The sequence below is a fragment of the Tenacibaculum sp. TC6 genome (assembly GCF_050606265.1).
Taxonomy (GTDB): domain Bacteria; phylum Bacteroidota; class Bacteroidia; order Flavobacteriales; family Flavobacteriaceae; genus Polaribacter.
Map to the genome: position 1 here is coordinate 79,010 of NZ_JBOCUK010000013.1, position 15,751 is coordinate 94,760.

The 15,751-nt window shown below is 34.3% G+C and carries 7 protein-coding genes and 1 pseudogene; 6 read left to right on the forward strand and 2 right to left on the reverse strand.

Going from position 1 to position 15,751, the window contains the following annotated elements; genetic code table 11:
- The first annotated feature begins 175 nt into the window (after positions 1-175).
- The 3 genes from ACQY1Q_RS09345 to ACQY1Q_RS09355 all read left to right on the forward strand — a co-directional run bounded on the left by ACQY1Q_RS09345 (position 176) and on the right by ACQY1Q_RS09355 (position 2,891).
- The gene (locus tag ACQY1Q_RS09345) at positions 176-760 is read left to right on the forward strand and encodes a PASTA domain-containing protein (protein ID WP_431005043.1); all 585 of its coding nucleotides are present in this window, start codon (positions 176-178) and stop codon (positions 758-760) included.
- A gap of 9 nt (positions 761-769) precedes the next feature.
- Complete coding sequence (locus tag ACQY1Q_RS09350) at positions 770-1,810, forward strand: RluA family pseudouridine synthase (RefSeq protein ID WP_431005044.1); 1,041 nt, start codon at positions 770-772, stop codon at positions 1,808-1,810.
- A 307-nt stretch (positions 1,811-2,117) separates the two neighbouring features.
- On the forward strand, positions 2,118-2,891 hold the full coding sequence (locus ACQY1Q_RS09355; RefSeq protein ID WP_431005045.1) for a hypothetical protein: 774 nt from the start codon (positions 2,118-2,120) through the stop codon (positions 2,889-2,891).
- A gap of 267 nt (positions 2,892-3,158) precedes the next feature.
- On the opposite strand, the gene cmk is transcribed toward ACQY1Q_RS09355, so the two are convergent.
- The gene (gene cmk / locus ACQY1Q_RS09360) at positions 3,159-3,845 is read right to left on the reverse strand and encodes a (d)CMP kinase (protein WP_431005046.1); all 687 of its coding nucleotides are present in this window, start codon (positions 3,843-3,845) and stop codon (positions 3,159-3,161) included.
- Between the two features lie 39 nt (positions 3,846-3,884).
- Entirely contained in the window at positions 3,885-4,934 is a 1,050-nt protein-coding gene (gene porQ, locus ACQY1Q_RS09365) for a type IX secretion system protein PorQ (protein ID WP_431005047.1), read from the reverse strand.
- 178 nt (positions 4,935-5,112) lie between these two features.
- Between porQ and ACQY1Q_RS09370 the strand changes: the two genes are divergently transcribed.
- From ACQY1Q_RS09370 to ACQY1Q_RS09380, 3 genes and pseudogenes are all read left to right on the forward strand, one after another.
- On the forward strand, positions 5,113-7,302 hold the full coding sequence (locus ACQY1Q_RS09370; protein WP_431005048.1) for a gliding motility-associated C-terminal domain-containing protein: 2,190 nt from the start codon (positions 5,113-5,115) through the stop codon (positions 7,300-7,302).
- Between the two features lie 6 nt (positions 7,303-7,308).
- Positions 7,309-9,159 carry a PorP/SprF family type IX secretion system membrane protein gene (locus ACQY1Q_RS09375; protein WP_431005049.1) on the forward strand — a complete coding sequence of 617 codons (1,851 nt, stop codon included), beginning with the start codon at positions 7,309-7,311 and terminating at the stop codon, positions 9,157-9,159.
- Positions 9,160-9,202: 43 nt separating this feature from the next.
- Positions 9,203-15,751: pseudogene (locus tag ACQY1Q_RS09380) on the forward strand (hypothetical protein); the annotation flags it as partial.

Consider the following 15,751-nt stretch of genomic DNA (forward strand, 5'->3'; position numbering starts at 1 on the left):
CTACTATACAAACTTACCAAAAAACTCGTTTAAATGTATGTTTATAGTGTGGGTAAATATAGTTAAGGGGAGATTTTAACAGACTCAATTTTTTAAGGATTTAAATTCCTAATAGGTAATTTATAAATTGTGTTATTTTTACAGTAAATTTGTTTCCGTTTTACAAAAAATCAATATGAGTAATTTTTCAGAACGTATTAAAGGGTTGTTTGAATTTATAAAAAGTAAAAGCTTTTTAAAACAGTTAATTATAGCTGTGGTAGGTGTGTTTGTTATGGTGTTTTTATTAAAGTGGTGGTTGGGTATTACAACGAATCACGGACAAAAAATACAAGTACCTAACTTAGATAAACTATCGTTGGCAGAAGTAGAGAAAAAACTAAATGAGCTAGATTTAGAGTTTGTAGTAATTGACAGCGCAACGTACAATCCGGAGTATCCTAAAAAATCAGTTATCGAACAAAACCCTGAGGCAGGTGATTTTGTAAAAGAGAACAGAAAAATATATTTAACGCTAAATCCGTCTAAATATAGAGATGTAGAAATTCCAGATTTGAATGGTCGTACACGCAGACAAGCAACTACTCATTTACGTTCTATTGGTTTTATAGTGGGTGACGATGTTACTTGGGTAAAAGATTTAGGAAAAGATGTAGTTAGAGGGCTTAAGCATAAAGGTGTTAAGATTGAACCGGGAACTAAGTTACCTAAACAATCTACTATTAATTTAATTTTAGGAGACGGAAACGGAGGTTATTAATTTAGGTGAATGCAGGAAGATAGAATTCAAGATTTAGAAAACGACGATTTATACGAACATTATAAATTTGTAGCAACAGATGGGCAGGTGCCGTTACGAGTAGATAAGTTTTTAATGAACTTTATTGAAAATGCTACGAGAAATAAAATTCAGCAAGCCGCTAAGGCAGGTAATATTTTAGTTAATGAGGTTGCTGTAAAATCTAATTACAAAGTAAAGCCTAAAGATGTGGTTAGGGTGGTGTTGGCTTACCCGCCTCATGAAAATTTACTGGTAGCAGAAAACATTCCTTTAAATATTGTTTATGAAGATGAAGAGGTTATTGTAGTTAATAAGCCTCCGGGAATGGTTGTGCATCCGGGTCATGGGAATTATTCAGGAACTTTGGTAAACGGATTAATTTATCACATTGAAAACTTACCTAAAAACAGTAATGAGCGCCCGGGATTAGTGCATAGAATTGATAAAGATACTAGTGGTTTATTAGTTGTAGCCAAAACAGAATATGCTATGGCGCATTTGTCAAAACAGTTTTTTGATAAAACTACGGAACGTTTATACTATGCGTTGGTTTGGGGAAATGTTGAGGAAGACCAAGGAACCATTAGAGGACATATAGGAAGAAGTTTGCGAGACAGAATGCAAATGGATGTTTACCCTGACGGAGAGCATGGAAAACCGGCTGTAACTCATTTTAGGGTAATTGAGCGTTTTACGTATGTAACCCTAGTAGAGTGTAAATTAGAAACCGGACGCACACATCAAATCAGAGCTCACTTTAAGCATATAGGGCATACATTGTTTAATGATGAGCGTTATGGTGGAGATCAAATATTAAAAGGTACTACCTTTTCTAAATACAAACAGTTTGTAGAAAATTGTTTTAAAGAATTGCCAAGGCAAGCACTGCACGCAAAAACATTAGGTTTTATACATCCTACTACCGGTAAACTTTTACAGTTTAATACAGAGATACCGGATGATATTGAAAACTGCCTGGAAAAATGGCGAAGGTATTCCAAAAATTCAATTGAAAATTCAGAAGAATAGGCCTAAAGTCTATTCTTTTTTGTTTCTTAATAGTTTCATTAATAGTCTTTTAAAATTAAATAATTGATAGAAAAATAACACTGTTTTAAAGCTATTTTAACCTATGGAAGTTTGGTTAATTACCTACTCAGGGAGGTTGAGTATTGCTGTTTAAGGTGTTGTACTTAAGGTGTTTAAGGGGCGTTGTTTATCTCATGTTTAGGGTAACTGGGTATTGTGACTGATAAAGAATGTAGATACTTTTGAAAGTGAAGAGTAACCTGAAAATCTTTTAACAGAGTAAGGACTAACCTTAAATTTTTTAAAAATGTCAAACATCAATTGGAATCAAGGGAATTTAATTACCCTACATCAAGGAGACACTGCAACTTGTGCAGGAAACTTAAATAACGGTCAGTTATACGGACTGTTTTTTTACAATTCAGCAGGTAACGATACATCAACACCAGTAGTGGTTGTTGGAGCGCAATCACAAGACCCTGTAATTGTAAATGTACCGGGAACAACAGGAAATCAAGGTTTAGCAGCTATTTGTTTTGTTGACGGTAGCAGAACTAATACGGTTTCAATTTCTATTACTCAAGGTACTCCCGGAGCCCAAATCCAAGCATTTATTTGTAGTGTAAAAATGCCTTTGGATACTAACGGAATTTCTAATGAAAGTTTGCCGTTAGACGGACAGTTACATGCGTTCAATAAGTTTACGCGTTATTATTCAGTTCCTGCTTCTCACTGGTATTCTGCACAAATTCAAAGTGATATTAATCAGTTTATTTCTGTGCAGTTTGAAGAGTACAAGGCTAAAGTTTATATTGTAAACGCAACTCAAGAAACGGTTGATGGTACTATTGATTTTATTCAGTATTTAGGAGGAGAAAATACCAAAAGATTAGTGAGTACAGAAGTTTCTTCTAAACAATCAATAGCTTTTACCTTACAAGGTAACGGAAGACAAACTGTTTGGATGAATGCTGATAGTGTTCAAAATAGTCAACGAGCAACTATTTCTGTTCAGTCATTGAGTGCTCTTTATAAGACTCATAAAATTAGCGAAAGCGAATTAATAGAAGATTTCGTATAACAAATTTATAACCGGAATTAATTTTTGTTTTGGCACTAATTGTTAACAATTAGTGCTTTTTTGTGTTGTAATAAAAATTAACTGAATAAAAGAGTAAAAGGAATAAAATGTTATTTGTCTGTTATACAGTAGGTTGTTTTTTGTTTGTGTGTTTTAAAATATTGTTTTACAAGTGATTATATTTTGCTATGTGTTGCCTGAGAATTGAATATTTTTAAAACAACTATAGTTGGGTGTTGAATATTCAATTCTCAAGCCATAATTTTTTTAAATTTTATCATGTACCATTCTCATGATACGTTCAAATTGTTCTTTTAATCCCATGTCAGAATTATCAAACTCAATAGCATCTTTAGCTTTGACTAAAGGAGAATCTTCACGAGTAGAATCGATATGATCTCTTTCTTGAACATTTTGTAAAATATCTTCATACTTTACGTTATCCCCTCTATCTAATAATTCTTTATAACGTCTTTTAGCTCGCTTGTCGGCAGAAGCAGTCATGAATAATTTTAGTTCGGCATCCGGAAAAACTACTGTTCCGATATCTCTTCCATCCATAACAATTCCTTTATTAATTCCCATTTCCTGTTGCTCTTTCACTAACTTTTTTCGTACTCCAGAAACCGTAGAAACCTTACTAACTAATTTTGAAACTTCAATGCTTCTGATTTCTTTTTCAACATTAACTCCGTTAAGATACATTTCTGCAAAACCTAAAGTTTCATTAAAAGAAAAGGAAAGAGAAATAGCCTCTAAATCGTGTATTAATTTTGAAGCGTCAAAATGATTTTCAGAAATATAATTATGCTGCATAGCATATAAGGTAACGGCTCTGTACATAGCACCGGTATCTACATAAATATATCCTAATTCTTTAGCTAATTGTTTGGCAATGGTACTTTTTCCTGTAGAAGAAAAACCGTCTATGGCTATCGTAATTTTCTTGGTCATGAATTGGTAAAATAGAGGGCAAAGATACCTATTAGAATTTTAATAACGGGTAGGATTTTTTCCCTTTTCATTCCTGTCTAAATTAATTTGAAGACTAAATGTGCTAACGTTTGCAGCAGAATGAAACTTTGAAAACGCATAATTAAATTTTAAAGAATTCATTTTTAAACCAAAACCAAAAGAAAGTCCGCCAAAAGAGCGCACATTCTGTAACTGAAGTTCTTTTCCACGTCTAAAATTATATCCTACACGAAGGTTAATGGCACTATCCGGAAATAATTCAGCACCAACAATAACATGTCTGAATGCATTATTTAAAAAAGAAACCTTCTCTTGGGTAGTATTTCCTTCTAAATCGGTTGTTTGGTTTGAAGGATTTGAAACACCTACTTTCCATTGTTGAAGGTTATCTAAAGTAAGGTACCAACGTAAAGGCATTTTTTCTAGTTTATAAGAAGCTCCTAGTGCTATTTCAAGAGGAAGTTGTTCACGGGTGCCATTAAAAGTACTTAATTGGGTGCCAATATTTCTGGCTACCAAAGCCAAAATAAAAGGTTCGTTGGCACTATAGTAAGTTATTCCTAAATCAACGGCTACTCCGGTAGAGGAAAACGAATCAATTGAAGAATAAATAAATTTTAGATTGGCTCCATAATAAAAATCACTTTTTGGAATATTTCTGGCATAACCAATAGACAAAGCAATATCATTAGCTCCAAAAGTACCTTGTTCATTTCCTTCTTCATCAGCTCTTATAAGTTCACCGTAGTTTATATAGGTAATGGTACCTTGAAGTGTTTCAATATGCTTATTAAGTTCATAGGCATAAGATACAGATCCTATATTAATACCTGATAAATAGCTGGTGTAATTAACCGAAAGTTGTTTGTGTAATACATTACTAATGGTTGATGGATTCCAAGAAGGTTGATTTACATCATCTATAAATGTTAATATTTTGCCTCCCAAAGCAACTTGCCGAGCAAAAGTAGAGCTATTTAAGAATGAAAAAGCTTTTTCTCCCCCTGTTTGGGAGTAGGTATTTAGGTAAAAAAATAAAAAGGTAAATAAGCTGATAAAATTCTTCACAAATACAGGCAAAATATCTATACAAAAAACGTAAAAATTATTGATTATTTTATATATAAGATTGTTTTCTTGTAAATGTGATTTAAATTTTTTATTTTTCCGTGTGGTAAAAGTTACATTTTGATTGTTGTTTTACAAAACAATGTGTAACTTTGGCACCCCCTAAAGAATTCCTTAGATGAGTAAAATATTGGCTAAAAGCATTAAAATACTTTTAGCAACTTTGTTGCTATGTAACAGTTTAACTGTGGTTTCGCAAGTAATGCAGAAGCCAAAGTTGAAGTTTAGTTCTGCGTGTAGTAATAGTTCTAATAGGGACTTTCAAATAACTTTTCAGTACACTACTTTACCGTTTAATAATGATAATGAGTTTATTGTAGAATTATCAGATGAGAATGGTGATTTTACTTCTGCTGTTGAAGTGGCAAGAGTAGTTAATCAAAATGCTAATTTTGGTGATATACCTGCGTCTTTTCAGTTACCTCCAGGAACTTTTGGAACAGGATATAAGATTAGAGTGCGAGCTACGTCCCCGCCTATGATAGGGCCGGAATCTGATGCTTTTGAAGCTTATGATATGGTTGATCCGGGTAGTTTAGTATTAAATAATTTTGGAGATATATACATATGTGGTAGTGGAACAGGGGAGTTGTCTTTGAACGTAACCACTGATGGAGTATATGAGTGGTTAAGAGATGATAATTTAATAGCTACAACTTCTGAACCTAAATTAACAGTTTCAGAGGCAGGTAAATATCAGGCCAGGGTGAATTATGGAGATTGTGGTGCTGTAGTGTCTACAATATCTTATGTGTATGTTGTAAGTACGGCCAATGCACAAATTAAGGGAGCTAACGAGATAGAGATTTGTTCCGATGAAACGCATACTTTTGAGGCTGAGGTTAATGATTCTGCCTATACCTACAAATGGTATAAAGATGGAGGGCTAGTTGCTTCTTCAAATTCTCATACTTATACTACTCCTAACACAGGACAATTTGGTACCTACCATTTAGAGATAGAAATAAATGGGTGTACGGCAAAGTCTCAGGATGTAGTATTAAAGCAAAAAACTGCAGCAAGTTTTACCATAACTAAAAACTTTGATGGGAAAGTAATCATTCTACCTGGAGAAACAAAAGTTTTGAGAATAGCAATTGAACCGGCATCTACAACCGTTGTTATACAATGGTATAAAGACGGGCAGCCTTTAGCAGGTAAAAACGGACCGGAAATGAATGCAACAGAATCAGGAGAGTATTTTGCTAGAGTAACTGAGACAGGAGGTACATGTAATTTTACACAAGATTCGGAAAACTTTGAGTTAATAGGGTTAAAATCTTTTAATATAACCATAAGAACCGCATCTGATTATCAAGAATGTGTTAGCGACAAAACAAAACTATTAATAGTAGGTGTTAATGCAACGGGAGTTGATGATAATCAATATGAATTGTCAGAAAAACAGCTAAATGATAATTTGAGTTATCAGTGGTATAAAGACGATGTAGCTATTACCGGAGCTACAGGAAAAGAATTAGATATAGCTTCTTATCTTGATAATGCGATATACGATTTAGAAGCAAGATCAGGTTCAATTAGTAGTAAGTCTAATAAATTAGATGTAAAATTAACAATTGCCGATCCGGATATAACATCTACTTCCACCTCTAATTCTTTATGTTCAGGAGGAAGTATAACGTATACAGTATCTGAAATAATTACCGGATTTACCTATACTTGGTTAAAAGATAATGTAGCGTTAACGGTTGCAGATCCTAAAGTATTACAGGTAGCAGAAATAGGCGAGTACAAGCTGCAAATTTCAGGTTTTGGTTGTACTAAGGAGTTAAGTCCTATAAATGTAGTTCCATTTGATGATTCAGCTGTAGTTGTATCACCATCAGAAATTGTAGTTTTATTAGTAGGTCAAAATACTATAGTAACTGCCAGTGGTGCAAATTCTTACGAATGGTATGATGATGCAACCGGTAACTTATTATCAACAAATGAAACCTTGGAAGTCAATAAAATCGGATTTTATACGTTAGTAGCTACTGTTGATAGCTGTGAGGTTAGGAAAACGATAGAAGTTGTAGAACAAGATGATCAAATTATAGTACCAAATATTGTTTCCCCCAGAACGGTTGATGGCATTAATGATACATGGGAGATTTCAAATCGTTATGCATTTCAACCAACAGTAACTATCCATATATTTGATTCGAATGGAAAGGAAGTACTGAGTACTAACGAATATAAAAATGATTGGCCAAGTCAAGATTTGGGAAATCAAAGAATATTTTATTATAAAATTATTAGAGATGATAAGCTTATTAAAGCCGGAAGCATCTCTGTTATAGATTAGAGGGATATGATTAGAAAATTTACTATGTATATAATAGTGTTGTTAAGTACCTGTGTTTTTGCACAGGTTTCAGACAATTCAGAAATATACAATAGTTTTACATCGCGTAACTTTATGAAGTTTAATCGTTTTTTAACGGTGCCAACATTTTCTGCATTAAGAGAAAACAATACTTCTATAAGCGCCATTGTAAGAAATAGTTTTGTAGAATTTGAAGATTCTCCAAAGCTATATTTGCTGAGTTATTCAGGGAAAATGCGTGAAAACGTTGGAGCAGGTTTAGCTGTGTATCAACAAGAAATAGGTGTGTTTAAAGACTTTGGAGCTTTAGCAAATTACGCGCATCGAATTCAGTTAAATGAGAATTTAGATTTAACGTTTGGGTTTAACGTACTATATAGCAGAAGAAGTGCGGATGGATTGAAGGTAAATTCTCAAGTTCCGGATCCTGCGGTGAGTAATTTTCAAGACATACCTATGGTTAATTTTCAGCCGGCTGTTACACTATCGTTTGGAAAGTTTGATGTAGGGGTGTTCTTTGAAAATTTATTAGATTTTAATTTGAAAGAGAATAGTTTAGCTACTTCTTTTTCAGAAAAAGCCTATTCAGCACATGTGATGTACTCACATGAGTTAACCTATGCAAGTGGTATTTTTGAAGGAGCAGACATAAGAGTTTTAGCTTTAGGAAGAAAACCAGGTAATGGTAATTTTAGTTTTAGCGGAAACATAATTTTTGATTTACCTAAAGTAGGTTGGTTAAAAGCGGGTTACGATAAGCAGTATGGAATTTCAGCAGGAGGTGGGGTGAATTTATCTGACCGATTATCAATTGGATTTTCGTATGAAAAAGGAGAATTTGCAGCAACAAATGAAGTAGGTATTATTTATAACTTCGGAGAAAAATCATTTACTAGAAGAGTGCCAACAAGAAGAACAGGTAATGTAAGTGTTAAGCTACCGGAAAGAAAGCCTAAGCAAACGTATAAAAATCAAGAGCATAATGATTTGTCTGATGAAATTCAGGAAGCATATGATTCTATTGGTAAGTTGAATAAAAAGGTTGACGAAATTTTAAGAATTCTTAAAAATCAACCGGAAAAAACGGTACAAATTACTAAGGACACTCCGAAAACAGATGAAGAACTAGCAGCTGAAGTAACTACGGAAGAAAAAGATACTTCGTTAAAAAGAAGAAAAGAAACTCCGTGGAGAGAAAGTACTATAACACATTCCGGAGGAGGAGGTACTATGTATTATGTAGCTGCCAATCAGTTTAAAAACAAAGAAAATGTTGAGGCTTACATAAAAGAGAAGAAACGAAAGTTTGAAAAAGAAGGTATTACCGCAAAATATGTTTATGATGAGGCAACTGATTATTATTATGTATATTTTGATAGATTTGCCAAAAAAGAAGATGCTGAGGATATGACCGAAGAATTCAAAGAGAAAAAACTTTTTGAAGGTGGTGACGATGATCCATTATCATTGTCTAACAAGAAAAACTATAAAGAAGCAGTTTTCGTAATTAAAATTACGGTAGGTGGTAGTGGAGAAACATACCAAGAGCCTAAACCACAACCACCGGCCAAAGTATTAACAATGAAAAAAACAGGTAATTTAGAGGAAGGTTATTACATAGTAGTGAATGTGTTTTCTCAAAAAGCCTATGCGGATAAATTCTTAGATGAATTAAGAAGCGACGATATTGACGCAGATTATTTTGTAAACCCGGCAACAGGATACAGACATGTATATATATTAAAAACCAATGACAGAAGTGAAGCTATTAAGTTGTATGAAAACAACTTAAATGGATCTTATTATGATAGAAAATCAATCATAAATATTAAGTAAAAATAAAATTATTAGAGTACTAGTTAATAAATTTCCCCTAAACATGAAAAAACTTATACTTATCCTTATTGTATCACTAACAACTTTTGTGTTACATGCTCAAGATGGAAAAATAATTTCCGAAAGTATCAGGCAAGAGAAAGATTTGAGTAGAGCTGATCAACCATTTAGAGAGCGATACAATGGAGTGGCAAGAGGTAATATGACCTTTATTGCCAACAATATTTTAAACAGACCCAATACCTCTACTCCTTATGATGGCAATGGTTATAATCATCAATTTGATTTAGGTTATATAGACATAGATGGTGATCCTACAACTTTTTCATCATCAAGAGCAACATTAAACCTACCAACTTGTTCTAAGGTAGTATATGCCGGATTATATTGGTCAGGAATATATCCTTTTGATAATTGGTCTGAAGAAAATGGAGGAGTTAATACCAGAGATAATGATTTTAACGAAATTAAATTTAAGTTACCGGGGGGGAATTATATAGATTTAGTAGCTGATAAATTTGATTTAACTAAAAGAGAATTAATTTATGATGATGGGGCATATGATGAAATGCCTTATGTTTGTTATAAAGATGTAACAAGTTTAGTTACAGGTTTAACTAATGCAAATGGAGATTATTATGCAGCTAATATTAAGGCTACTTTAGGTATAGATAATCAGGATAATGATCGATTAGGTTCATCAGCTGGTTGGTCACTAGTAATTGTTTATGAAAATGATAATGAATCTAGTAAGAAATTTTATGTATTTGATGGTTTTTCAACAATTAGAAGAGCAGATAATCCATACGTAGATGTAAATGTATCTGGTTTCCAAACGATACCTACAGGGCCCGTAAGAGCAACATTTTTAGTAGCGGCTTTAGAAGGGGATAAACCCATACCAGGTGACAGATTTCAAATTAGAAACCCTAGCGGAACTTACACAACTATGACGACGGGTTCAAGAAACCCAAGTGATAACTTTTTTAATAGTTCTATTACAGCTTATAATAATTATCTTACTAATAGATATCCTGATAGTGAAAATACCCTTGGGTTTGATGCAGACTTATTTGCGCTTAATAATACGAGTAATAGTATTTTACAAAATAATCAGACTAACGCAACATTACGTTTTACTACAAGTGGAGATTCATATTATCCGTTCCTATTAGGAATGTCCGTAGAAATTATTGAACCTAAAATTCAATTGGTAAAAACAATTGATGATGGTGCCGGAAATGATATTTCGGGAACACCAGTGCCTTTAGGAGGAGAGTTATGGTATAATGTAAGTTTTCAAAACGTAGGTACAGATAATGCTTTAAATACTCAAATAGTTGATATTCTTCCTAAAAATGTTGATTTAATTGAGTCAGATTTAATTTTACCGGCAGGAATTACCGCATCAGATTACACCTATGAACCGCCTTCATTGGCTAATGGGTTTAGAGGAGTGCTAACTATTAATGTGCCTGATAGTATGGTACAGGAAAATGGAGCTTTATATGATATACGTTTTAAGGTTAAAGTTGTTGAAAGCTGTAATGAGTTTAGAGATGTATGTTCTAATGTAATTGAAAACCAAGCATTTGCTAATTATGATAGTGATTTAGGTGGATCTCCTAGAGTTGAAAATGAAGCGAGTGTTGCCGGAATAGATTCTTGTAATTTTGGGGTGGTTGGAACTTCAAATTTCTTAGCGGATACTTCAGGTTGTACATTTGAAAGAGATGAAGTATTATGTGGTCCTACAATTACTTTAACAGCAGGTAATGGTTTTGACTCTTATGAATGGAGAGATTCTAGTGGAACTATTATTGGAACTACTCAATCTATTACAGTAAGTGCTACAGGTACTTACACAGTTAATAAAGTAGCGCCTGTTGGTTGTATTAGTGCCTCTGAAACAATTAATGTAATTCCTTATAATACAGAGCCTAACCCGCTAATACCATTTGCAGACAGAATGCTAATATGTCCTAATGACGGATCTGATTTAGCAGAAATTTATTTATGTGGTGACGGTAGCTCCAGAAGTATTAATTTGCCATTTGACCCAGCGTCAAGTACTACGGTTCGTTGGTTTAAATTGGACGAAACTTCTTGTCCGGATGAAACTACAGTTGGTTGTGCTAACCTAAATACAGGTTGTACATGGAATGAAGTAGGAACTGCATTCTCACAAAGTTTTACTGATGCTGGAGAATACCGTTTAGAGGTATTATATGATGGAAGATGTCCTAAAACATATTACTTTAATATTTTTAAAGCTACATTAACACCGGATATTGTAACACAAGATATAATTTGCGGGAACAATGGTCAAATAGTTGTTAATGGAGTGCCTGCAGGGTATCAGTATAGCTTAAGCGGACCAAGTGGATACTTTGTAGATTTTCAGAATTCAAATACATTTACAGTAACTAATCCTGGAGATTACAGTTTACAAATTCGTATTAGTAATCCTTCAGCTGCTTCATGTACGTATGATTTTGGACCTATTAATATTCAGAGTAGAAATATTGATTTAGATATTATTCCAACACACATGTTATGTGCCGGAGATACTGGAGCAATAAGAGTACAAGTTAATAATGTACCGGGACAATATACTTATACCTTAACACAAGGTGGAACTACTGTAGGTACTCAAGGTCCTATTGATAGTAATGATTATACATTTAATGTAACTACAGGAGGAACTTATCAAGTAACAGTAACAACATCTAGCTGTACGATAACAGAAGATGTTACGCTTAATCAAGCACCTAACTTAACATTAACGGCTGCTAATACAAAAAATATTTCTTGTTTAAGTGGTTCTTCTGACGGAATAATAACACTTACTGCTAATGGAGGAACTTTAAATGCAGGAGATCAATATACATTTGCTGTATGGACAGACAGAGGTACTGATTTATATACAGCAATATCAGATATTCCTGCTTCAGCATATTTTACGTCAAATACATATTCTGTACCTAATGGAAGTGAGGGTACATATAGATTTGTAGTAATTGACAGTAATAACTGTTATACAATATCTAATCCGGTAACTATTACTGTAGAACCACCATTAACATTTACTCAAAATGTTACAAATATCTTATGTAACGGAGATACAAATGGTTCAATTTCTGTAGCTGTAAATGGTAGTAACCAAGGATATTTAGTTGAATATAGTCTTAACGGAGGAAGTTTTAATACAACAGGAAACTTTACAGGTTTAGCTACCGGTAATTATACGATTGATATAAGAGCGTCAAAACCGTCATATCAATGTACATATACATTAAATGCTACTATAGCTGATGTAACTCCTCTTACAGGAACAGCATTTTTAGAGAGAGAATTTAATTGTAAAGTTCCGGCAAAAATTACTTTTGATACTACTTCAGGGGGTACGCCTTCCTATAACTATAGTATTGGAAGTGGCTTTCAGTCTGATCCTGTTTTCAATAGTGTTTATCCAGGAACCTATAATTTATCTATTAGAGATGCTAATGGATGTATATATAACTTACCGGATCCTATAGTGGTTGAACCTGCACCGGATGAACCAAATGTTACGCCTAGTTTGACATATAATTGTGATGGTACTGCCAATGTAACGTTATCACCGGTTTTAGGAAGTTATAAATATTCGTTAGATGGAGGCCCGGAAACATCAACTAATAATTTTCCTAATTTAAGCGCAGGAGCACATACAATTACTGTTTTTTATGGAAAAGGTTGTGAAGTTGATGTAACTTTTAATGTAGAGCCGGATCGCGATTTTAATGGTACTATAGTAAATACAACTAATAGTGTTTGTAACGGGGCAGATAATGGAACAATTACAATTTCTGCAACTAATTTTACAGGAGGAGATTATGAATATTCTATAGATGGAGGAGTAAATTGGTTAACAGCAATAGATAATCCTTTTAGAATTATTGGAGTACCTGTAGGTACTCATGATATAGTAATCAGAGAAGGAACATGTGTGATAAATTTAGGACAAGTGACTATTTCTGAACCACCTCCAATGACACTTACAGCTTCAGTAACTCAGAATACTACCTGTTCAGGACCTGTTACGGGAGCAACTATTACAGCAACAGCAACTGGAGGAACACCTCCATATACTTATAGCTTAGATGGAACCAATTGGCAAACATCAGGAGTATTTACTGATATTCCTACAGGTAATTATATTGTTTATTTAAGAGACAGTATGAACTGTGATGAATGTGGATGTACAGTTGATCCATTTATCAATGGTAGTTTTGAAGATCATTCATTTTCAGTAACAACATTCAGAATTGTAGATGAAAGTCAAGTTCCTGGATGGGATACAACGGCATCTGATAATCAAATAGAAATATGGAGATCAGGATTTAACGGAGTACCTGCTTCTAATGGAGATTATTTTGTTGAATTAAACGCAAATGTTTCGTCGTCTTTATACCAAGAATATTGTACGCAGCCTGGAGATGTAATTTCATGGTCTTTAGATCATAGAGGAAGATCAGGAGTAGATGTAGCTGAAGTACGAATAGGAGGTGATTTAGGAACTGCAGCTGTTCAGCAAACAATGTCTGATGGAACTTCTTCATGGGGAAGTTATTCAGGAACTTATACTGTTCCGGCAGGACAAACGACAACGGTTATAGCTTTTAATGCTGTTTCAACAGCTAGCGGAAGTTTATCTGTTGGGAATTTTATAGATAATGTTAATATAACAATTAATAAATCTACCTGTATACCTGTTAGTGTAACAGTAACTCCTCCTGAAAATATTGTATTTACAGCTACCCCAACAGCATGTTATACAGGAAGCAACGGAGAGATAATTGTAAGTGTAAGTCAAGGAAATGGCGATTATCAATTTATCTTAAACGGAGGTTCAGCACAAACTCCGAGTCCTAGCACGGCAACGACTCATACTTTTAGCGGATTAAGTGCAGGTACTTATACGATAGATGTAGTAGATGGAGCAGGATGTAGTGGAGCACAACAAACAGTAACAATCAACGATCAATTAACCGGAACAGCTGCTACCACCAATGTTACTTGTAATGATGGAAGCATTGTAGTTACAGCACAAGGAGGCGATGGAACATATGAATATGCATTCATAAGTACAGGAAGTGGAGCGTCACCGGTTTATGGAGCGAGTAATACTTTTGCTGTAAGTACAGCAGGAGATTATGATTTCTTTATACAAGATGGCTCAGGGTGTACTTACAGTTCAACGGTAACAGTAGGTCAAACTATAGATCCGTCATTCAGCACAACAGTATCACAACCTAATTGTAATGGAGATACAGGAAGTATTAACGTAACAATTTCCGGAGGTTTATCACCATACACGATTAATTTTAACGGAGCAGATACTACTCAAGCAGGAAGTACTATTTTATATGATTCTTTAGCTCCGGGTACTTATACCATTCAGGTAACAGATGCAAACGGATGTACGCAAACCCCTGTTGATGTAGTAATTAATACCTTGACAACCGTATCAAGTACAGCCAGTATCACTCAAGATTATACGTGTACTACTTTAGGAGAAATCACTTTTACAGCGGCTACAGGCGGTACAGCCCCTTATACGTATGGAGTTGATGGAGTTTATAATTCAGCATTAGTTTATGGAAACTTAACAGAGGGTACTTATGTGTTGACAGTACGAGACAATAACGGATGTACCCAATCTGTAGGAAGTTTAACGATAGATCCGTTACCAGTAATTCCGGACTTTACTAATTCGGTAACCTATAATTGTGACGGAACAGGTAATGTAACATTAACCCCACCTGCAAGTCCATCATTAACCTATAGTTATGTTGTTGATGGTTCACCAAATGCAAATAATGTATTTAACAATTTATCAGTAGGTTCTCATACAATTACGGTATCAGCTCCCCGAGCATGTCCTAGAGATTTTGTAGTAACAGTAGCCGCAGGTCAAGCGTTTGGAGGAAGTGTTGTAAGCAGTACCGATGTTAGTTGTAACGGAGGCACCGATGGAAGCATTACAATAGAAGTAGTAAATTTCACAGGAAGTTATGATTATAGTTTAAATGGAGGCAGTTGGATAACAACAAGTAATGGAACAGAGACGATAACCGGTTTAGATAACATAAGCTATACAATTCAGATTCGTCCTGATGCAAGTTCACCGGCAGCTTGTACAATAAGTTTACCATCTGTCACTATAGGAGAGCCGACTGCAGTTACAGCTACGGCAGTTATCACTAAAGAAGTAACTTGTACAGCCCCAACAGGAGCTACGGTAGAGGTGACCGGATCAGGAGGTACCCCGGGTTATACTTATAGTATTAATGGATCAGACTTTTTTGCGAATTCAACCTTTACAGGAGTATTAGCAGGTACATACAATATAATAGTAAGAGATTCAAATAATTGTGATTCACCACCTTATAGTTTAACAGTAAATCCGGCAGAGAGTATTGTATTCACATCTACCCCAACAGCATGTTATACAGGAAGTAACGGAGAGATAGTTGTAAGTGTAAGTCAAGGAAATGGCGATTATCAATTTATCTTAAACGGAGGTTCAGCACAAACTCCGAGTCCTAGC